At 42.1% G+C, this 21,024-nt stretch carries 20 protein-coding genes and 5 tRNA genes; 22 read left to right on the top strand and 3 right to left on the bottom strand.

Annotated features, from left to right (window positions below; translation table 11 throughout):
* The first annotated feature begins 28 nt into the window (after nucleotides 1–28).
* The 15 genes from HOP45_RS14605 (at nucleotide 29) to phoU (ending at nucleotide 13,032) form a co-directional block, all read left to right on the top strand.
* Nucleotides 29–661, top strand: a complete 633-nt coding sequence (locus HOP45_RS14605; protein WP_181350125.1) for an NfeD family protein — start codon at nucleotides 29–31, stop codon at nucleotides 659–661.
* Between the two features lie 360 nt (nucleotides 662–1,021).
* Nucleotides 1,022–2,662: a Na/Pi cotransporter family protein gene (locus HOP45_RS14600; RefSeq protein WP_181350124.1), complete on the top strand. Its 1,641-nt coding sequence runs from the start codon at nucleotides 1,022–1,024 to the stop codon at nucleotides 2,660–2,662.
* 206 nt (nucleotides 2,663–2,868) lie between these two features.
* Nucleotides 2,869–2,945: transfer RNA gene (locus HOP45_RS14595), tRNA-Met, on the top strand.
* Nucleotides 2,946–2,993: 48 nt separating this feature from the next.
* Nucleotides 2,994–3,069 (top strand) — tRNA-His (locus HOP45_RS14590).
* 5 nt (nucleotides 3,070–3,074) lie between these two features.
* A tRNA-Ile gene (locus HOP45_RS14585) sits at nucleotides 3,075–3,148 on the top strand.
* Between the two features lie 10 nt (nucleotides 3,149–3,158).
* Nucleotides 3,159–3,251, top strand: a tRNA-Ser gene (locus HOP45_RS14580).
* Between the two features lie 126 nt (nucleotides 3,252–3,377).
* Nucleotides 3,378–3,453, top strand: a tRNA-Phe gene (locus HOP45_RS14575).
* Between the two features lie 258 nt (nucleotides 3,454–3,711).
* The gene (locus HOP45_RS14570; protein WP_181350123.1) at nucleotides 3,712–4,323 is read left to right on the top strand and encodes a superoxide dismutase; all 612 of its coding nucleotides are present in this window, start codon (nucleotides 3,712–3,714) and stop codon (nucleotides 4,321–4,323) included.
* 368 nt (nucleotides 4,324–4,691) lie between these two features.
* Entirely contained in the window at nucleotides 4,692–5,927 is a 1,236-nt protein-coding gene (locus HOP45_RS14565) for an MFS transporter (protein WP_181350122.1), read from the top strand.
* Between the two features lie 178 nt (nucleotides 5,928–6,105).
* Nucleotides 6,106–8,250 carry a peptidoglycan D,D-transpeptidase FtsI family protein gene (locus HOP45_RS14560; protein WP_181350121.1) on the top strand — a complete coding sequence of 715 codons (2,145 nt, stop codon included), beginning with the start codon at nucleotides 6,106–6,108 and terminating at the stop codon, nucleotides 8,248–8,250.
* Nucleotides 8,251–8,589: 339 nt separating this feature from the next.
* Nucleotides 8,590–9,579: a PstS family phosphate ABC transporter substrate-binding protein gene (locus HOP45_RS14555; RefSeq protein ID WP_181350120.1), complete on the top strand. Its 990-nt coding sequence runs from the start codon at nucleotides 8,590–8,592 to the stop codon at nucleotides 9,577–9,579.
* Nucleotides 9,580–9,686: 107 nt separating this feature from the next.
* The gene (pstC, locus tag HOP45_RS14550; protein WP_370458039.1) at nucleotides 9,687–10,586 is read left to right on the top strand and encodes a phosphate ABC transporter permease subunit PstC; all 900 of its coding nucleotides are present in this window, start codon (nucleotides 9,687–9,689) and stop codon (nucleotides 10,584–10,586) included.
* Between the two features lies 1 nt (nucleotide 10,587).
* A complete protein-coding gene (gene pstA, locus HOP45_RS14545) occupies nucleotides 10,588–11,466 on the top strand; it encodes a phosphate ABC transporter permease PstA (protein WP_181350118.1) in 879 nt (292 codons plus the stop codon).
* Nucleotides 11,467–11,486: 20 nt separating this feature from the next.
* Nucleotides 11,487–12,350 carry a phosphate ABC transporter ATP-binding protein PstB gene (gene pstB / locus HOP45_RS14540; RefSeq protein WP_181350117.1) on the top strand — a complete coding sequence of 288 codons (864 nt, stop codon included), beginning with the start codon at nucleotides 11,487–11,489 and terminating at the stop codon, nucleotides 12,348–12,350.
* 22 nt (nucleotides 12,351–12,372) lie between these two features.
* Nucleotides 12,373–13,032: a phosphate signaling complex protein PhoU gene (gene phoU / locus HOP45_RS14535; RefSeq protein WP_181350116.1), complete on the top strand. Its 660-nt coding sequence runs from the start codon at nucleotides 12,373–12,375 to the stop codon at nucleotides 13,030–13,032.
* A gap of 157 nt (nucleotides 13,033–13,189) precedes the next feature.
* Here the strand turns inward: phoU and HOP45_RS14530 are convergent, their stop codons facing one another.
* Nucleotides 13,190–13,663 (bottom strand): endolytic transglycosylase MltG, encoded by a 474-nt coding sequence (locus tag HOP45_RS14530; protein WP_181350115.1) that lies wholly within the window; start codon nucleotides 13,661–13,663, stop codon nucleotides 13,190–13,192.
* Nucleotides 13,660–14,028 (bottom strand): hypothetical protein, encoded by a 369-nt coding sequence (locus tag HOP45_RS21035; protein ID WP_370458035.1) that lies wholly within the window; start codon nucleotides 14,026–14,028, stop codon nucleotides 13,660–13,662. Before HOP45_RS21035 ends, HOP45_RS14530 begins: the two co-directional genes overlap by 4 nt.
* Before the next feature lie 182 nt (nucleotides 14,029–14,210).
* Between HOP45_RS21035 and rpmG the strand changes: the two genes are divergently transcribed.
* From rpmG to HOP45_RS14505, 4 genes are all read left to right on the top strand, one after another.
* Nucleotides 14,211–14,360, top strand: coding sequence for a 50S ribosomal protein L33 (gene rpmG / locus HOP45_RS14520; protein WP_181350114.1), 150 nt, complete (start codon nucleotides 14,211–14,213; stop codon nucleotides 14,358–14,360).
* Nucleotides 14,361–14,414: 54 nt separating this feature from the next.
* Nucleotides 14,415–14,972: a 5-formyltetrahydrofolate cyclo-ligase gene (locus tag HOP45_RS14515; RefSeq protein ID WP_181350113.1), complete on the top strand. Its 558-nt coding sequence runs from the start codon at nucleotides 14,415–14,417 to the stop codon at nucleotides 14,970–14,972.
* A gap of 135 nt (nucleotides 14,973–15,107) precedes the next feature.
* Nucleotides 15,108–15,290 carry a hypothetical protein gene (locus tag HOP45_RS14510; protein ID WP_181350112.1) on the top strand — a complete coding sequence of 61 codons (183 nt, stop codon included), beginning with the start codon at nucleotides 15,108–15,110 and terminating at the stop codon, nucleotides 15,288–15,290.
* Between the two features lie 500 nt (nucleotides 15,291–15,790).
* Nucleotides 15,791–17,059: a rhomboid family intramembrane serine protease gene (locus HOP45_RS14505; protein WP_181350111.1), complete on the top strand. Its 1,269-nt coding sequence runs from the start codon at nucleotides 15,791–15,793 to the stop codon at nucleotides 17,057–17,059.
* Between the two features lie 110 nt (nucleotides 17,060–17,169).
* On the opposite strand, the gene HOP45_RS14500 is transcribed toward HOP45_RS14505, so the two are convergent.
* Nucleotides 17,170–18,030 carry a hypothetical protein gene (locus HOP45_RS14500; protein WP_181350110.1) on the bottom strand — a complete coding sequence of 287 codons (861 nt, stop codon included), beginning with the start codon at nucleotides 18,028–18,030 and terminating at the stop codon, nucleotides 17,170–17,172.
* A 131-nt stretch (nucleotides 18,031–18,161) separates the two neighbouring features.
* On the opposite strand from HOP45_RS14500, the gene HOP45_RS14495 reads away from it, so the two are divergent.
* The 3 genes from HOP45_RS14495 to HOP45_RS14485 all read left to right on the top strand — a co-directional run bounded on the left by HOP45_RS14495 (nucleotide 18,162) and on the right by HOP45_RS14485 (nucleotide 20,865).
* Nucleotides 18,162–19,616 (top strand): spore germination protein, encoded by a 1,455-nt coding sequence (locus HOP45_RS14495; protein WP_181350109.1) that lies wholly within the window; start codon nucleotides 18,162–18,164, stop codon nucleotides 19,614–19,616.
* A gap of 67 nt (nucleotides 19,617–19,683) precedes the next feature.
* Nucleotides 19,684–19,893 (top strand): YqgQ family protein, encoded by a 210-nt coding sequence (locus tag HOP45_RS14490; protein ID WP_181350108.1) that lies wholly within the window; start codon nucleotides 19,684–19,686, stop codon nucleotides 19,891–19,893.
* Between the two features lie 6 nt (nucleotides 19,894–19,899).
* Complete coding sequence (locus tag HOP45_RS14485; RefSeq protein ID WP_181350107.1) at nucleotides 19,900–20,865, top strand: ROK family glucokinase; 966 nt, start codon at nucleotides 19,900–19,902, stop codon at nucleotides 20,863–20,865.
* Nucleotides 20,866–21,024 lie beyond the last annotated feature (159 nt).

The raw sequence follows: 21,024 nt of genomic DNA, 5'->3' as shown, positions 1-21,024 counted from the left end.
TACAGAAGATTAAAGGGGATGTGAGGAGATGACGATGCTCTCATATGACTGGATAACAATTTTTATTACTTTCCTCGGCACATTATTTTTAATTGGGGAAATCCTCGTGAATATGCGTGGAATATTCGGCATACTTGGCTTGGGTTTCATCACGATTTATTTCTACTCATTTTTATCACCGGGCATGTTCGCGCTGATGATGTTTGTTTATGTATTTGGATTAGTACTCATCATTATTGATGGAAAAATAATAAACGATGGGACGCTGGGCACAATCGGAGCAGCCAGTATGCTTATTGCTGTTGGGTTTAGTGCTCCGAATTGGATAGCAGGCTTGTATAGTGTCATTGGCGTTATTTTAGGCGCATTTGCTTCATTGCTTTTCTTGAAAGCATTTAAGCGAAGAGAAATGTGGACAAAAATAGCGTTGAAGGATCAGTTGACTTCTGATGCTGGTTATAACTCGATGAATGAAAATCACGCTTCCTTGCAAGGAAGAACAGGTGAAGCCATGACGGATATGCGCCCGGTCGGCACCATAAAAATTGAGGACGAAGAGTACAGTGCTGTTACGAATGGCCATTGGATTCAAAAAGGCTCTAAAATAAAAGTCGTAAGCGTTGATGGAACGCGTTTGCTCGTAAAAACGGTTGAGTCATAATTGTTAAAAACACTAGTATCTTACATAGCTAGTGTTTTTTTATGTTGAGGACCGGTTGTTTTGTAAAGACGTTGGGAAATGAAGAAATATGAAGTAACTGTTTTGGATGTTAAGTGTTATGGTGAATAGGGAAGGGAACTTAGGATAATAAATAAAACAATAGACGGATTATACACGATACATTTCACCCTACCATGTCCGCACCATAGCACCCTTATGTTATAAGAACATAAACGTAATGTAAATTTATTGTTAAGATTGTCGAATTGCCTTTACAAATATTTTAGGTATCGTTAATAATGTTAGAGGTGCCTTATATAGAGAGAAAAAATATATTGGATGAAGAAGGGTGGAGGACCAATGGATATCGATGTGCAACAGATGATATTCGAGTTTGTCGGTGGACTTGGTATATTCTTATTCGGCTTGAAATACATGGCCGATGGTCTGCAACGCACAGCGGGAGATCGTTTGAAGGATTTGCTTGATCGATTTACACGTAATCCTTTCATGGGTGTTTTAGCAGGGATGGTCGTAACGATCCTACTGCAAAGCAGCTCGACAACTACTGTATTAACCGTTGGACTAGTAAACGCCGGGTTTATGACATTCCGTCAGGCTATTGGCGTCATTATGGGCGCAAACATTGGAACGACGATGACTGCATTTATTATAGGTATTGACATTAAAGCCTATGGTCTGCCCATACTTGCTGTGGGTGCTTTTTTGATTTTCTTCTTTAAGAACAAGAAAGCAACAAATATTGGACAGACCTTATTTGGTTTCGGTGCGCTATTCTTTGGGTTAGAGACAATGAGCGGCGGCATGAAACCATTACGTTCTATGGAAGCCTTCCAAGAACTTACGGTGAGTATGAGTCACAACCCTATTCTTGGTGTTGTAATTGGTACGTTATTTACCTTTATTGTGCAGAGTTCAAGTGCCACCATTGGTATATTGCAGCAATTATTTGGAGAAGGCCTTATCGACATAGAAGCCGCCTTACCTGTGTTATTCGGTGATAATATTGGGACAACCATTACAGCTGTATTAGCAGCTATTGGGGCTAGCATCGGTGCTAAAAGGGCTGCATTTGTCCATGTCATCTTTAACGTGCTGGGTGCCGCCGTGTTCGTCATATTATTACAGCCATTTGAAAGCTATGTGAGATGGCTGCGAGATAGCCTGGGCTTGAACCCTGAAATGACGATAGCTTTTGCACATGGTTCGTTCAACATCGCAAATACGTTAGTACAGTTTCCGTTTATTGCCGTATTGGCCTGGATCGTTATTAAGTTGGTTCCCGGTGAAGATTCGTTTGTCGAATACAAGCCAAAACACTTGGACCCGATCTTCATTGAACAGTCGCCATCCCTCGCGCTGGACCAAGCGAAAGAAGAAGTCTTACGCATGGGGGAATATGCGTATAAAGGCTTAGAAGAAACGAGCTTTTATTTGAACAAAAAGAATAAAAAACATTCCGAAGTAGCGATGCAGATCGAGGAAGCCCTTAATAATCTTGATCGAAAAATAACGGATTATCTAGTGGAACTTTCAGCTACTTCATTGACAGATGATGAAAGTCATAAACATTCGGCCTTAATGGATTCTGTCCGTGATTTAGAACGCATGGGTGACCATTTTGAAAACATTATTGAGTTGATTGATTATAAAAACTCGAATAAAGTGGATTTAACTGAACAAGCCGTTGAAGACTTGAATGACATGTTCAACTTAACGCTGTTAACGGTGAAACAAGCCATGAAAGCTTTAGAAACCATGGACCGTGAAGAAGCTTTAGAAGTGGTGCAAAAAGAGAATCAGCTTGACCAGATGGAACGTAACTATCGTAAGAAACACATTATCCGTTTAAACGAAGGCGTATGCTCTGGACAAGCCGGCATCGTATTCGTCGACATGCTCAGCAACCTTGAACGTGTAGGGGATCATGCCGTCAATATTGCTGAAGAAGTTCTCGGCGAAAAACATGAAAGTCTTTAAACATTTAGTTAAGCAGCCATCCCCAGGCTGCTTGATTTTTTTTGTGAGAAAAGGGCCAGGAACCTGGAATTAAACATTTACAAAAACTCTTGAAGCCTATGAGGGTTCGTGCTATATTATTTCTGTTGTCATTTTTCGCATGTCTATCCCTTTATTGACAAGTTATCGATATCATGATAAATTATATGTCGTCGCTGAAAAGAGATGGCGGTGTAGCTCAGCTGGCGAGAGCGTACGGTTCATACCCGTGAGGTCGGGGGTTCGATCCCCTCCACCGCCACCATTTTATTTGCAACAATGTGTTACATATTCAAATGATTGTTTAAACATGGCGGCTGTGGCGAAGTGGTTAACGCACCGGATTGTGGCTCCGGCATGCATGGGTTCAAACCCCATCAGTCGCCCCATTATTGGACCCTTAGCTCAGCTGGTTAGAGCTATCGGCTCATAACCGATCGGTCGCAGGTTCGAGTCCTGCAGGGTCCACTTTTATTATGGAGGAGTACCCAAGTCTGGCTGAAGGGAGCGGTCTTGAAAACCGCCAGGGGCTTAACGGCCCGCGGGGGTTCGAATCCCTCCTCCTCCGCCATAATAAGTTACATAAGAAGGAATCCTCACGAATCCCCTTGCAACGAGACGAGCACCAGACATCTATGAATTCGCTTCGAAACCAGATGATGAGCGAGCACCTAATTTCGTTTCTTCCTATTATCACGGCTCGGTAGCTCAGTCGGTAGAGCAACGGACTGAAAATCCGTGTGTCGGCGGTTCGATTCCGTCCCGAGCCACCATTTTTAAGCCAAGCATCTCTTAGGGTGCTTTTTTTTGCTGTCCAAAAGTCGATTAACTGTAACCATTGTAACCTTATTTTTTTAAATCGATATGTTTGAATGCGAAATGAAGGGGTATTAATATTTACGGAGGTCACGTCAATTTTTGATTATGCAAAAAATTTGAAAGCCTCATTCTTGTTTGCTAATGTAACAGTAGAGAGTTTTAGATTAAGTTCTACTCTCTGGTGTACATAAAATTAAAAGGAGGAATTCATTATGGCTAAATTTGAACTACCAGAACTACCTTATGCTTATGACGCCTTAGAACCACACATCGATAAAGAAACGATGAACATTCACCACACGAAGCACCACAACACTTATGTAACAAAGCTGAACGCTGCTTTGGAAGGACATGACGACCATCAGAATAAATCTCTTGAGGAGCTTCTTTCCAACATAGAGGCAGTACCAGAAGATGCTCGGCTTGCAGTTCGTCGCAACGGTGGCGGACACGCTAACCACTCATTGTTCTGGACAGTCATGTCACCAAATGGTGGTGGAGAACCTGCAGGAGAATTAGCCAACGAGATTAAAAATACGTTTGGCGGCTTAGAAAAATTCAAAGAAAAGTTTGAAAGCACGGCTCTTGGCCGTTTTGGTTCCGGCTGGGCATGGCTCGTTGTAAATAACGGAAACTTGGAAATTATCGATACCCTTAACCAGGATTCCCCGCTAATGGAAGGGAAGACACCTATCCTTGGCCTTGACGTTTGGGAGCATGCTTACTATTTGAAATATCAAAATAAGCGTCCTGATTACGTTAAAGCGTTCTGGAACGTCGTGAACTGGGACGAGGTTCAAAAGCGTTACGATGACGCAAAATAATAATATTAAAATAGTGGAGACATTCATTCAGTATGGCTGATATGTAAAACCACTACTAAGAGAATGAACGACGAACAAACACGCTTGGATTTATCCAAGCGTGTTTGTTTTAGCTTGAGGGGAGCAACTGCGCCCTCCAGTTCGCATTCTGCAAGTAAAGCATTTAATGTTCTTCCTCTAACCTTGCTCCTTTAATTCACGGCTTCGGACCTTCAACCTTCCTGCACGCAAATTTGACAATGTATGATTCGACTCGGTGGCTATTTTGAACGTTTTGCACCAAAGCTGGAAAATACCCGATTCTTTTTTTGTATATCTCCCGCTTCAAGTGAAAACAATATAAACAGTAAGAAAAGGAGACGGGAGATATGGTGCGATTCTTCAGGCAGTGGTTCAACAACACAGAAATAAGCCGTGATTTGGTATTATTGCTTATTATTGGCGGTCTTTATGCTTTAGGGATATTTCTTTCAAGTACATTTGTTAATATATACTTATGGAAGCAGTCTAATGATTACTATGCCATAGCCTTTTACAACTTGAGCATTTATATTTTACAGCCTTTGACATTTATTCTGGCAGGGAGATGGGCTAAAAAAATTGATCGTGTCATGGTATTAAGAACAGGGGTGATCATGTTATCTCTGTTTTTTTTAGTCGTCCTGCTTGTCGGAGAGCGTGCAGCAACTTTTAATGTCTTATTAGGTTCGTTATTGGGAATTGGTTATGGTTTTTACTGGCTTGCTTATAATGTTTTGACTTTTGAGATCACCGAACCGGAAACACGAGATTTTTTCAACGGATTTTTAGGTATTTTACAGTCAGTAGGTGGAATGATTGGGCCAGTGATGGCTGGTTTTATCATATCCGAGATGAATAATTTTAAGGGGTATACTGTCATATTCAGTTTATCCTTTTTCCTGTTTATACTTGCAGTTATCATGAGTTTTCGCTTATCGAGACGGCGAGCTAATGGGAATTTTTCTTTTCGACGCATTATTGTTGAACGCAAACATAACAGCTATTGGAAAAAAATTCTTTATGCGAATATTTTTCAAGGATTGCGTGAGGGGACCTTTCTTTTCGTCATCTCTATCTGGGTTTATTTGATTACACAAAGTGAGTTGTCGTTAGGATTCTTTAACATGGTTTATTCCGGCTTTTCAGTGTTATTCTATCTTATTGTTACGCGCTGGATCAGTCCAGGTAAACGAAAAAGTGCTATTTTCACCGGGGGCTTATTTCTCTTTCTGTCTGTTTTCATTTTACTATTCACCGACGATTATTATTTATTGCTTCTGTACGCAGCCCTGATTGGGATGTTTTTTCCCGTTTTGTATGTGCCCTACTTATCATTAACGTACGATGTAATCGGCAAATCATGGCAGGCGGCAGAAATGAGAATCGAATATATTGTTGTACGGGAATTATTCTTGAATTTAGGACGTGTGTTGTCAATTATTATCTTTATTATTGGCATTAAGTGGCTTCCCTTTGAGCAAAGTATTCCGCTGCTGCTGATTTTAGTAGGGACGGGTCATTTTATCATTTACTTTTTTGTTAAGGACATCGATGTCAAGAAAATGGCGCTTCGAAATAGTTGAAAACCTTTTAGGATGTAGAGTTCTGCGATCAGCATAATACAACTCATACTTTTAACAGCATCACATTCCTTCATGTGGTGCTTTTGAGCTGGTAATATATAGTCAGGATTATATGTTTTCATTCAACTACAAAATGTTATAATTAATGAAGCTGTTTACAGAAGGGGGAAGACGAGGGATGGGGAATAAAAAGAATAATGAAAGAAAAAAGAAAACACACCTTCCCTTCCGATTGAATGTATTATTTTTTATCATTTTTTTGTTGTTTGCCAGTCTTATTCTGCAACTGGGTGTTGTGCAAATATTGAATGGAGAAGAGGCGCAAGAGGAAATTGATAAGACTGAAAATCAGACAACGGCATTGCCGGTTCCAAGAGGAAAAATGTATGATCGCTACGGTCGTTTGCTGGTGGATAACCAGTCGCTATATTCCATTACATATACCCCTCCTAAGGGGGTACAGGCAGAAGACCGATTAGATCTGGCGAAAAAATTAAGTCAGTATATCGATAAAGAATTCGAAGATGAGTTGCGTTTAAGGGACTTAAAAGAATATTTTTATTTAGAAAATCAAAAAGAGGTGCAAAACCGCATTGATCAGGAAGAAGCAGAAGATTTAGAGCCTGGTGAAGTGTATCAACTTGAATTAGACAGCATCAAAGAAAGTGAAGTGAATGACTACGATAATCAGACCAAAGAGGTCATTGCAATAAAGAAAGAGTTAGACAAAGCCTATGCTTTATCCCCACAAATTGTAAAAAATGAAAATGTAACCCAGAAAGAGTACGCTGTCGTGGGCGAACATTTAAACGAACTCCCTGGCATTGACGTTACTTCGGACTGGAAACGGGAGTATCCTATGGGGGACACACTAAGCAGTTTTCTTGGCGGGATAACAGACCGAAGTATTCCGAGAAGTAAAATGGAGTATTATTTGTCACTAGGCTACAGCCGCTCAGATCGTGTCGGCAATAGCGGCTTAGAAGAAGAGTATGAGGATGTACTGCGCGGTACGAAAGAAAAAGTCCAGTACACGACGGATAGTGATAATAATATTGTTGATACTGAAGTGATACGAGAAGGTGAACGTGGCGATGATTTAGTTTTGACGTTTGACTCAGAACTGCAAAAAAGAGTGAATGAGATTGTACGAACCGAGCTCACGAAGGAAGTGCAACGTTCGTATAAGAACCGACACATGGAGGATGCTCTGGTTGTCATGTCTGATCCACAAACTGGTGAAATCCTGGCAGCCTCGGGGATGCATTACAATCGGGACCCCGATGAGGATGAACAACGTGTATCCAATGTCTCCCATAAAGTGTTGTACGATCAATATCCGCCTGGGTCAGCCATCAAAGGCGCTTCAGTCTTGACTGGCTTGCATACAGGTGTTGTCAGCCCTGGTGAGTATATTTACGATCGGCCGTTGAATATCAAAGGCACAGAAACAAAAAGCTCCTACTCCCAGTTGGGAAGTGTTAATGCCTTGTCTGCTTTAGAACGCTCGTCCAACGTTTACATGTTTTTCATCGCAATGCGCATGATGGGCAATCCGACATTTCAAGAAAATGCTCCGCTCAGTTTAGAGCCCGGAACCTTTCAACGGATGCTTAAACACTTTCACCAATTTGGCCTAGGCGTTGAAACGGGTATCGATTACCCTTATGAAGCGCCAGGTGTTCAAGGGAGCAATCCTGGTCCTGGTAATCTGATGGACTTTATGATCGGTCAATATAGTTCTTATACACCGATGCAACTTAACCAATATGTAACGACCATTGCCAATGATGGATACCGTGTTCGTCCCCACTTCATGAAGGAAGTTCGTCAGCCAAGTAAAGGCGACAAAAAGCTGGGACCTGTCAATAGCAGCTTTAATACCGATGTCATGAATCGGGTCGTGATGAGTAATCAATACATTGACTTAGTTCAAAATGGGTTCAGACAAGCTTTCCAGGGGTCGCAAGGTACCGCTACGAGTACGTTCTACCCGACAAATGGTGAAAACGTGTCGTATAGTCCTGCCGGAAAGACCGGGACAGCAGAAGCTTCAAAATTATTGGATAACGGTGAACTGTTCACTGAATTGGAGAACTTGACATTGGTGGGGTATGCTCCTCACGATGACCCGGAAGTCGCCTTTTCAGTCATGGTCCCATACGTCGGCAAGGATTTGCCTATGGGAGGAGACAAGGCGATCAACTTGCGGATCGGACGCCAAATTCTTGATGCTTATTTTGAATTAAAAGAAGAACGAGAAGAATCAGGCGTGGACTCTGATGTGACTGGTTCGAATAACGCGAATAATGAAGATGGATAAGGAGCCGCTTCGAGCTAAAGTAGATAAAAATCGATGCCGTATAGTCATGTAGCTTAACAAATTAATATCGAAGGAAATCGAGTATGAAATCGCAAATATTTCATGCTCGATTTTTTTATGCTCATACGAAAATTTAATGGATAGACGTCGTTGAGCCTCGTTTAACATCGCCATTTGAATAAATGCTTCGATAGTATGTGACTGTCTTAGACACTTTTTTAGGTGATTTACAAAACCTTTACCTAGGGTTTATATGGAATTAAAACAACCTCGTTATGATATGAATTGTGAGTTGGTCAAGCCAACATCCAATTTTGTAGATACGAGGGGGAAGTAGAAATGACGAAGTTCAAAGGTTTTGCTCTTATGTGTATGTTGACGCTGGTGATCGGTGCATTGGCAGCGTGTGGTGGCTCTGATAATGGAGCAGGTGCAGAAGATGGCTCAAGTAATGGTTCAGAGGGTGACCAAGTATCAGGTCCAATAGCTATTGATGGGTCTTCTACCGTGTATCCGATTCAGGAAGCCTTAACATATGAATACAACAAGGAACATCCAGAAGTGAACGTGACGGTTAACAGCTCAGGTTCCGGGGGCGGTTTTAAAAAATCGACTAAAGGCGAAATCGATTTAAGTAATGCTTCCCGACCGATTAAAGATGAAGAAAAAGCTCAAGCCGAAGAAAATGATGTCCAGCTTCATGAAGTAGAACTTGCTTATGATGGACTTTCCATCGTAGTCAGCAACGAGAATGACTTCGTTGATGAGTTATCAGTCGAGCAGTTGAAACAGATTTTCGTCGATGGCAATGGTGCTACCAAGTGGTCTGACATCAACCCCGAGTGGCCAGATGAAACAATTAAGATCTTCAGCCCAGGACACGATTCAGGTACATTTGACTATTTTAATGAAGTTGTACTTGAAGATCAGCCAATGAAAGAAGGCGAGAATACGACGCTCTCTGAAGATGACAACGTATTAGTGAAAGGGATTGAAGGTAACCCTAATGCGATCGGTTACTTTGGCTATGCTTACTATGCTGAAAACGAAGACAGCTTAAAGGTGCTTGGTGTTAAAGACGGAGAAGATGCAGAAGCCATCAAACCATCGCCTGAAACCATTCAAGATAAATCATATACACCATTTTCCCGTCCGTTATTCACTTATGTCAACGTGGCGTCCTTGAAAGAAAAACCCCAGGTTGCAGACTACGTCGAATATATGATGAATAATGCTGGGAGTGCAGCCGAAGAGGTAGGTTATGTGGCTCTACCAGAAGAAGAATATCAATCTCAATGGGAAGAATTGCAAGGTATGATAGAAGAATAAGGGGGAGGGGGTGAGGCCGTTTAGGTCTCGCCTCCCCTTTTGGATGAAAGGAGTTTTCCGATATGGAAAAGGCGGTCAAGTCTAAAGATAATATCGGTGTCCAACACATGATTGCTCAAGCTAAACAAAGGAAGAGTTCCGGGCGCATGATAGAAAAACTCATTCCGAAGTTGTTGCTCTTATGCGCTATTGTCAGCGTGCTGACAACATTTGGGATCCTATTTACCCTATTACGCGAATCGATCACTTTTTTCAGTGAGGTCAGCATCATTGAATTTTACACGACAAGTGAATGGGGACCCTGGACGGGCGACTTTGGCGTTTTGCCTCTTATTGTAGGAACCTTATTGGTAACTTTGATTGCCATGGTTGTAGCTGTCCCGCTTGGATTAGCTTCAGCCATATTCTTGAGTGAGTACGCGAGTGATAAAGTAAGAAGGGTTATTAAGCCAGTTCTTGAAGTACTGGCAGGCATTCCGACCGTAGTGTATGGATATTTTGCCTTAACGTTTGTTACACCTATTCTGCAGTCGATCATTCCCGGACTTAATATTTTCAATGCACTAAGTGCAGGCATTGTTGTTGGCGTTATGATCGTGCCTATGATTGCTTCGTTGTCAGAAGATGCTATGAATGCCGTACCAAATAGTCTCAGGCAAGGAGCAATGGCTTTAGGCGCAACTAGGCTGGAAGTTGCCATGAAGGTTGTATTACCTGCTGCTTTATCTGGGATTATAGCGTCCATTGTGCTGGCTATCTCACGTGCGCTCGGGGAAACCATGATCGTAACTATCGCTGCTGGCGCAACACCGGCACTGACAGGAGATCCAACGCGATCCGTGCAAACACTGACAGCCTTTATCGTACAAGGTGCAACAGGTGACACCACCTTTGGCTCAACAATCTACTATGCCATTTACGCAGTTGGTGTAACATTGTTTGTGTTTACTCTCGGTATGAATTTACTGTCTCAATATATTTCTCGTAAGTTCAGGGAGGAATACTGATATGGCAACCATCAATCATGCAGATATCCAAAAAAATATAAGATCGAAAGTCATAAAAAATGCTGTATTAAAATGGTTATTCTTTTTAGCTACAATGGTTGGTCTTGTTTTCCTTGTGCTGTTATTTTATCGCATATTGACTCAAGGAATCGGTTTTTTCAGTTTGGACTATATTCTAAGTTTTCCAGCTCCATATCCCGAAGAAGCAGGCATTTTTGCCGGTTTGATGGGTTCAATCGGCCTCATGCTCATTGTGGCGCCGGTATCCGTCATTATCGGGGTATCCACGGCTTTATATATTGAAGAGTATGCCAAGAAAAATAAAATGACATCGTTTATACAAGCCAACATTCAAAATCTCGCCGGAGTTCCGTCGATTGTATTTGGGTTGTTAGGTCTTACCTTCTTCGTGTATATGTTCAACTTTGGCTACACCTTAATCGCCGGCGGATTGACAATGGCCTTGTTAATCTTACCTGTAATCGTTGTCGCTGCACAAGAATCGATCAGATCGATTCCGGTAGAGTTGAAAGAAGCTTCCTATGGCATGGGTGCAACAAAATGGCAAACGATTCGACGGGTTGTCATCCCAGCCGCCTTGCCAGGAATGTTGACGGGTACGATATTAGCTTTATCGCGTGCCATTGGTGAAACGGCACCTTTAATTATAGTTGGTGCTGCAACGGCGATTTATACAACACCTGATAGCATTTTCTCCCGTTATACCGCCATGCCAATACAAATATTCAATTGGACATCCCGGCCGCAAGAAGAGTGGCAGTATGTCGCGGGGGCAGGCATTATCGTACTGCTTATCGTCCTTTTGGCTATGAATGCCATCGCCGTGTTTATTCGGAATAAATTCCAGAAACGCTTATAAACCTAAGGAGGCAAGTGCATATGAATGTGTCACTTAAAGATAAAAAGAACACGAAGCAAAGCCATTCATCCCCTAAATTGGCGAATTTGAATCAGGAAAGGACGTCACCTTTGCGAGCATCTGAGACTCAGGACCATGTATTCGAAATAGATAAATTAAATTTGTGGTATGGCCAAGAGCAAGCGCTATATGATATAGATATGGAGATCCCGGAGAATCAGGTTACAGCGATCATAGGACCTTCAGGCTGCGGGAAGTCTACCTTTATCAAAACGCTGAATCGCATGGTAGAAATGGTGCCCATTGTTAGAACATCAGGGTCGATCAAATATAAAAGCCGTAATATTTTCGATCGGAAATATGAGGTTGAAGATCTTCGTACAAAAGTAGGGATGGTTTTTCAAAACCCTAATCCGTTTCCGAAATCAATTTATGAAAATGTGGCTTACGGACCCCGTATTCATGGGATCAAGAAGAAAGAACTACTTGATGAAATTGTAGAAAAAAGTTTAAAAGACGCAGCCATTTGGGATGAAGTGAAAGATCGCCTGAATGAAAATGCTTATGGTGTTTCGGGAGGCCAGCAGCAACGGATTTGCATCGCGAGAGCCTTGGCCATAGAACCCGATGTCATTTTAATGGATGAACCCACTTCAGCCCTAGATCCGATTTCAACCCTTAAAGTTGAAGAATTGGTTCAAGAGCTTAAGAAGAAATACAGTATAGTTATCGTGACGCATAATATGCAGCAAGCTGCCAGGATATCGGATAAAACAGGTTTTTTCTTAAATGGGGAATTGGTGGAGTTTGCGGATACGAATGACGTGTTTTCCAATCCACAGGATAAACGGACAGAAGATTATATTACAGGGAGATTTGGATAATACCCGAAGGGGAGAATAATGGATGGTTATACGTGCCCAGTTTGAAGAAGAGTTGACTACGTTAAAGAATGATGTCAAATCATTAGCCTACGAAGCTCAAAATGCTTTGGAGACAGCAATAGAGGTTTTGTACACGCATGATGTGACACGTGCAAAAGAAATTATCGAAGTAGATTCGAAAATCGATGAACGGGAAATAAAAATAAATGAAGATGCTATTTTGATGATTGCTAAACAACAACCCGTGGCTAAAGATTTGCGAAGGTTGATTATTGCCATCAAAATTTCATCTGATTTAGAACGGATGGCGGATCACGCTACCAATATTGCAAAGGCGACCATTCATCTAGGAGAAAACCATAATATCACCATCAATCCAGCTATTCGAAAGATGGCACATGAAGCAAAGGATATGGTGGATGTAGCGGTAAAAGCCTTTGAACATGAAGATATATCGTTAGCTAAGAAGCTCGCGCACATGGATGATGTTGTTGATGAAATGTATGGGAACGTAGTAAAAGAAATGCTCGAATTAACTGCGATCAATCCGGAGCAGATCCAGCACATTATGCAAATGGCTTATAGCGCTCGTTATATTGAACGGTTCGCTGATCATATCACGAATATCGGGGAAAGTATCTTCTATTTAGTCAAAGGCACATCTTATGACCTTAATAATTAGCTATCAGTTTCTCTAGGAAAGCGTTGTTAGGTTTGCGAGGAAGCTGAGACAAGCGGAGCAGCTTTTTAACGCCTTGCGTGGAACACAAAAATGCCGAATGATTTCAAATCGTTCGGCATTTTTGCATTTCATTCAATTTTGTTTCCAGCATCACGATTTAATTCGTGATTGTATCAGCCAACTGTTTAAAATTCATATTTTCCGATACATCAAATTGCCCCGTTTGTATGTAACGACTGTAATCATTTTCTTTCAAATAAGAGTCAAATTCATCCGGTTCTTCTATGATATTTGCTTCTGCCAACGTCTCGCTGATATCACGTGAATTCATACCTGATTCAATAGAGAGGGCGAAGGTGCGTGGGGAATCTGATTGTTGTTCTTCCTGCGGCGTGGTTTCTGATTCGTCAGGTTCAGCCGACGCATTAGTTTCACTCTCGCTTTGCAGCTGTTGATGCTCCTCCTCCGTTAAAACATGGTAACCTTCTTTCTTTAAAGAACTGACCATTTCTTCTGTAGTAATGTCTGCCTTGGACTCATTTGCTTCTTTATCCTCCAGCCAATAGGCGACAGCGCAAATAGCTGCAGCGGTAAGTAAACCCAGGGCAAAGACACGAACAGTGTGCTTCATGACTGCACTCCTTTGGATTGGTTCAATATGGAATGGATATTTTGTTCGCCAAGTTCTGTTTTACGGGCGATTTCCTTGATGCTATAGCCGCTGTCAGCTAACGATTGTACGGTTGTCACCATTGGAGGTTTGTTTCGAAAGGCGCCGTCGGTTTGGGAAGGGCGCTTTTCCTCTGTGATGTCGTCTTGAAGCAGTTCTTCTTCTAAAACTTTCATTTTCTTTTTCAATTGGTAATTATCCTGCATTACATTGATCGACAGTTGTTCCACTTGATCCTCAATTTCTTGAAAACGATCGTTCATCATAAAACTTAATGCCAAAAGAACGATCGCTATCGAGGCTACTGTAATCAGGGTTTCAATCATTGAATCACTCCTATTCTTCCACATTTATTTATATCATATATTATAATCATTTTCTATGCATGATTAAAAGAGGACAATCGTGATTCAATACTTGAAAGGCAGGAAAAGTTTTGATAAGATGATTAAGTCTGAAATTGTTTCTGAAACAAAGTTATGATTACAATGATTTGGAGGGATAAACGATGCGTGTAAACATTACACTTGCTTGCACTGACAGCGGTGATCGCAATTATATTACAACAAAAAACAAACGTACGAACCCTGAGCGTCTTGAACTAATGAAATATAGTCCACGTTTGGGTAAACACACTTTACACCGCGAAACGAAGTAAGACAGTAGGAGACTCCATCCTACTGTTTTTTTATCTATATGGAGGGGAAATCAGATGGATAAACCAGGGTTGAGGACGCACGCGAAAAAACTGTTGACGTCCTATTCGGCGGTAAGAAAACATGAAATAGAACAGGCGATTCACACAAGGTTATTTGAATCACAGTTATGGAAGGAAGCCGATACGATCGGCGTAACGATCGCCCAGGACCATGAATGGTCGACCACCCCCATAATTGAGCGCGCTTGGGAGGAAGGAAAACGGATAGTTGTGCCAAAATGTCTTCCTAGGGAGAAGCAATTGGATTTTTATCACTTGGAGCATAATGGCCAATTGGAGTGCGTATATGTCGGTCTTCTTGAACCGAATCCTGGCCAATCGGTTTATGTGGAAAAGCATGAAATTGATTTATTGCTCGTACCTGGCTTATTGTTTGATGCAGAAGGATTTCGAATTGGCCATGGCGGCGGGTTTTACGACCGTTATTTAACGCAGTACGAGGGAGTGAAACTTTCCTTAGCATCGCAACAACAAATAGTAGAGACGCTGCCTCATGAATCGTTCGATATTCCAGTTGATCATATTTTAACGGAAAGCGGTTTTATCTTATAAAGTTTGCACAACGTCGGTGATTGTTGATCTAAGGCGACTATTTAACAAGTCGAGTTGGTAACAAGACATGTCATGCCGTATAATTCACTATTATCTTCACAATCTAAAGGGAAATAGAGGATGGGGAGTGAAAAGATGAAAAGCATACTGGCTGTCATGCTATCCGTAGGTGCGTATGTTCTATATCGAAACCGTTATCACTGGTCGAATGCGTTGTTATCTCAACCGGTGCTAAGAAAACAAGCAATTCGAATAGCAATGAAGATCCCATTTGTTCGTAAACGTATGGTGGGCGGGTTATTTTCAGCTCGGTCCTAAACGAACGTAACGCTCCGAGCGAAATTCAGAGCGTTACTTTTTTATATTTAATTTTTGGCTGACTAAGTGTCTAGATTGAAGGGGGGGGCGTTACGGAACAGAGCGCCTGCAATCTATTCTTTCAATCAGGAACCTGATGGTGCCGAAACGTCTTATAGCTTAGCTAAATTGCATTCTTTTATGGAGGGGGCGATCATCTCATGTCGACGGGGTGGCTTTGAAACGGCGAGACTCCCGCGGGAAAAGGAGGCTCGCCGGTTCCCCGCAGGAAAGCGAGTTGTTTCAAAGCCACCCCTATCCCTTTTATGGTAACGCCCCCCATTACCTCAAATTCATGTCTTCTTCAATCCTGCTCGATAGTGAAAATCCTTCATTTTACTGGATTCAAACCCGGATTATCTTATCTCCATGTCACACTTGAATAGAATTCGGCGAACGCGTAAATTTTAGCGAGAATGCAGAATATCATGGTATTATGGGAAAAGGAAGGTGAAGCGGATATGTTTATTGAACAGGAATATATTGTTTGGAGCATGGCCTATGACTTAGCCGTAAACCATGATTTTGAGATTGTTTATCTTAATGAAACAAATAATGAAATATGGCTGGCTACAATGCAGCAACGAAAACAGCACATCCTTCGTTTCCAATTGAAACAAGTAGATTGGAAAAACCAGTTACAGCAGGATTTAGGTAAAACCGTTCAGCAAGTCAAACAGAATCGGCACTTTTTTAATGGACGAAACATCATGATTCATTCCGTTTATGTAGCTGAACATCCGCCTGTGGGGGAGTGGGAGCATCTGCTTCAACCTCAGCACGTAAAAGGTAATAAAAATATGCAAATTCAAGGCTACTATTTGTCTGATGATCAGAAAATGACGGGTAGAAAAGCCATATATGAGCAATTTGGACTGAGTACGGTTCCGATTGCTTTGCCTGAGAATATGATCGAGTTAGAAGATAAGGTTAGGGCGCTTAAACAAGGATTATCATCGTTTCAGCAACAAAAACGAAAAGAAAAAGAACGCGTTTTCAATCAAGGGAACGTTGCGCTTACATATATTCTGCTCGCTATTAATGTCGCCATATATTTAATGGTAGAGGCAAATGGGGGGAGCCTTTCGGTTTCTAACTTAATTGAATTCGGGGCGAAATATAATCCAGCGATCATAGATGGTGAATGGTGGAGAATCGTGTCTTCCATGTTTCTCCATATTGGCATGCTGCATTTATTCATGAATATGTTGGCTTTATTTTATTTGGGGAGTGCGGTCGAACGGATCTTCGGAACGTGGCGGTTCGGGCTCATCTATTTTTTAGCCGGCATTTTCGGAGGGATGGCAAGCTTCATGTTGAATCCTGCCGTTTCCGCAGGTGCATCGGGGGCAATATTTGGTCTTTTTGGTGCTCTGCTATTTTTCGGATTGCAATATAAACGCATTTTTTTTCAAACCATGGGGAAGAATCTCATCTTTATTATTGCATTGAACATTGTGTTTGGTTTAGCAGTTCCGCAAATTGATAATGGTGCTCATATCGGTGGAATGGTCGGTGGTTTTATTGCTTCCTTTATCGTATATTTGCCAACGAAACGGCATGTGATGTGGCAAAGTTTAGCTGTAATCATATACATCGGAGCCACGTTGGGTATGGGAATTTACGGGTATCACCATTCGGGCCAGGAAGAACAAACAACAGCTGAAGTACGTATGACGCATATTCAACATTGTGACAATGAAAAGAACACGATTAGATTGATCAGGTAGAACAATTCATTCACACAACAACAGTCCAAACTGCAAAACCAAGACGCTTGGCCTAAGCGTCTTGGTTTTTTTATCGGTTCTGTATGAGAGCACAGATAACTGCACGCTCGTTAATATTTCTGTATCAGTTTTTGTTTGTTACCTTCGTCATCTTCAAACAATACAATCAGATGGTCTCCTTTTTTATCGAAGAGAATTAAAGGGATATAGCTTTGGATCGGGTGACCGGAGGATTGGTTATCGGTTGTACCTAAGACGTACTGCTTATAAATTCCTTCCCATAACTGGGCAAGGACGCGCTTTGTTTCCTCTGCATTCAAACCAGGTATCGATTCGTCCTGGTAGCGAATCAGTTCTGTCAAAGGGACCGGATCATACTGCTCTTTTTTAATATTAAAATGAGTGAAGAGCTGATCCCATTGCTCGTCAAGCTGCTGTTGAATCGAGTGATCAAGCGTTTGCTGCCATTCTTTTTGCATATCTGTTTCTGGCTTTGAAAATGATTCCAACGGCGAATGAGGAGAATCAACTACATACAAATTTTGCTGGGTCATTTTTTGAATGCTGTTAATATTATCGTCAGGGTAGTGTATTTCTCCGTGGTGCAACGTTAATGTTTCATACTTCTTACTATCTTCGCCATGAATGGTTGAAACGTGACTGATGGAGTCTGTGTTTTCTTTCCATTTGTTCAAAATCCCTTTTAACTGGCCATTCACAAACAACAAGGAAACATCTTGCCGTAAATACATTGTTTCATCACTAGTGGAATGAATATTCCAGTCAATTTCATATTGGTCATCGTCTTCCTGAGCGGTCATCCTGAGTTGTGTTTCGGCTTCTTGGAAAGATTGACTTGTATCAATAGGGAAATATTTGATAACTGGAGTGTCATGAAGCTTGGCCCACAATAACACAGCCGCCAGAAGCCCAGCCCCTATCGTGATAAGAAAAAGCCATTTATCTCTCATTGCTCCGACTCCTTTGTACAAGGTCTACTGTTGTTATATGATTCAAAATATGGTTTATGCTATGAAACCTCATGCATGAGGAGTTCAATAATGGTCAAAACTAACTTCAGAAACAGACTGAAGGTGAACTTATGAAAGAAAAACAACTAATGTTCAATCATTATGAGAGTAATGTCTCTTATATCCGAGACCGACTGGGCGTAGATGAAAGCTTCGACCTTATCCATTTGGACCTCCAATATGCAGGGAAAGATATGTCATTATTTATGGTGGACGGGTTCGTAAAAGATGAAATCCTCCATCGAATCATGGCTTTTCTTGCTCAGTTATCGCCGGATGATTTGGAACCTGACCCCCTTAAGCGATTAATGAAGACGAATGTACCTTATGTTGAATTGGATACGAATGATGATCTGAATGCAGCGAGTGATCAAGTGCTTGCTGGCCCGGCCGCTTTAATCGTAGATGGCCTTGAAACCATCATCATGATCGACGCGCGTACGTACCCGGTACGCCCTCCACAGGAGCCGGATGTGGAGCGGGTGGTCCGGGGAGCCAGGGATGGTTTCGTGGAAACGATCGTATTCAATACAGCGTTAATTCGTCGCCGCATTCGAGATCGCTCTTTGCGTATGCATTATTTGCAAATTGGGCGCAGGTCCATGACGGACGTCTGTTTGTGCTACATCAAAGACATCGTAGATCCGTCCAGAGTGGACGACCTTGTTCAAGTATTAAATGAAATAGATACGGACGCCCTGCCCATGGCTGAAAAAACAATAGAAGAATACGTGAGTGAACGGTATTGGAATCCTTATCCATCCGTAAGGTATACGGAAAGGCCAGATACCGCTTCTGCCCATTTATATGAAGGGCATATCCTGATCATTGTTGACGGTTCGCCGAGCGTCATGGTGACCCCGGCAACATTTTGGCATCACCTTCAACATGCAGAGGAATATCGTCAGAAACCACTCGTCGGAGCTTACTTGCGTTTTGTTCGCTTTATTGCCGTATTTGCATCGATTTTTATTCTCCCGTTGTATTACTTGTTATCATTTGAACCTGCTCTGCTCCCGGAATCGCTTGCCTTCATCGGTCCGCAAGCGGAGGGGTCCATGCCACTGATCGCGCAGTTTATTATAGCGGAAATCGGCATTGATATGCTGAGAATGGCTGCGATTCACACGCCATCTTCTTTGGCGACAGCGCTTGGCCTTGTGGCCGCCATTTTAATTGGTCAAGTGGCCGTAGAAGTGGGTCTATTTTCCAACGAAGTGGTCTTATACTTATCGATCGCTGCGATCGGTACGTTTGCTACACCAAGTTATGAAATGGGACTCGCGGACAGATTGATCAGAATCGCTTTATTGATTATGACTGCTTTATTTGGCATTAAGGGTTATGTGATTGGTATCACCATTTGGATTTTATATTTAAGCAAAATGAAGTCATTCAACGTGCCTTTTCTATGGCCATTTATGCCGTTTTCTGCCCGGGCGTTACGTGATGTGGTCATTCGTTCTCCGATCCCCCTTAAAAATAGAAGACCCGCCTTTCTCCACCCTAAAGATCCTGATCGTTAAACATCAGGGTCTTTTTTCAATTCCTTTTCAAGATGTTAATTGATATAATGGGTAATGGTGATAACATATGGAAACAATTTATGATATTCGGCAATTATTAATGAAATTCGGAACGTTTATTTATGTAGGAGATCGTGTCGGGGATTTGGAATTGATGGAGGATGAAATAAAAGAGCTTCACCAATCACAATGTCTGACTACAGAAGATTATCGCATGGCCTTATTGCTGCTGCGAAGTGAAGCTGCCCGGCTGCGTGATAAAGAGAAAGGAGAATAGCCATCTATGAAAACACAGATGTATGTGGTGGGAGTAGATATTGGAGGGACCAGCATTAAAGCGGCTATTCTCTCGGAAGAAGGCGTTATTAACCACAAATGGGAAATACCAACAAACCAAGCAGAACAAGGAACCCATATCGCCCTTGAAGTTTACCGTACGATTGACGAAACTTTGGCGAATAGTGGGCTTAGTTGGTCCCAGATTAAAGGCGTAGGTGTCGGGGCACCGGCATTTGTTGATACGGATACGGGATATGTATACGAGTCCGTTAATATCGGCTGGAAGCATTATCACCTGGGCGAAGAATTGCGAGGTTTGGCCAAGGTTCCTGTGTTCATCGATAATGATGCCAATTTGGCCGCTCTTGGAGAGAATTGGCTTGGCGCTGGGAAGCAAACACGCAATTTATTAGCTATCACCCTCGGTACAGGAGTAGGCGGAGGAGCCATTGTGAACGGAGAATTATTAAGTGGAGCCAATGGAACAGCCGCTGAAGTTGGCCATATGACCATGGTGACTGAAGGTGGCGCTCCCTGTAATTGTGGGAAAAATGGCTGTTTAGAAACGGAGGCCTCAGCCAGGGCTATTTCTCGAAAGGCTAACGAAGCAGCCGACGCACACCCTGATAGTTTATTAAATGAGATGCGAGCACATAATGGAGATATAACAGCTAAAGACGTTTTCGATATAGCTGAGCAAGGGGATTTGCATTCTGAGCGAGTCATACAAGAGGTTACGGATACGTTAGGGTTGGCTATTGCCAATATGGCTGTTTTGACCAATCCTGCCATCATCGTGATCGGCGGAGGGGTATCAAAAGCAGGCGATCAACTATTATCGCCTTTGAGAAAAGCATTTGATACCTATGCCCTGCCAAGGACCAGTGAAGCCTGTGAATTTCGTATAGCTCAGCTAGGCAATGATGCAGGAGTCATCGGCGGTGCTTATTTAGTGAAAGAGCGCAGTTAAGCAAATGAAGATTGAACCAAATCCCTTAGTTCCATGAATGGATAAGGGATTTTTAAATGGGCGTAGGGGTTTTTATCCAGGCAACGTCTACTATTAATAGAAAGGATTTAGGGAGAAAAATAATTATTTGAAACCAAACGGGGGAGTTATTCGTCATAT

It is taken from the genome of Thalassobacillus sp. CUG 92003 (assembly GCF_013618635.1).
Classification (GTDB): Bacteria; Bacillota; Bacilli; order Bacillales; family Halobacillaceae; genus CUG-92003.
This window is presented reverse-complemented; position numbering and strand designations above follow the sequence as displayed.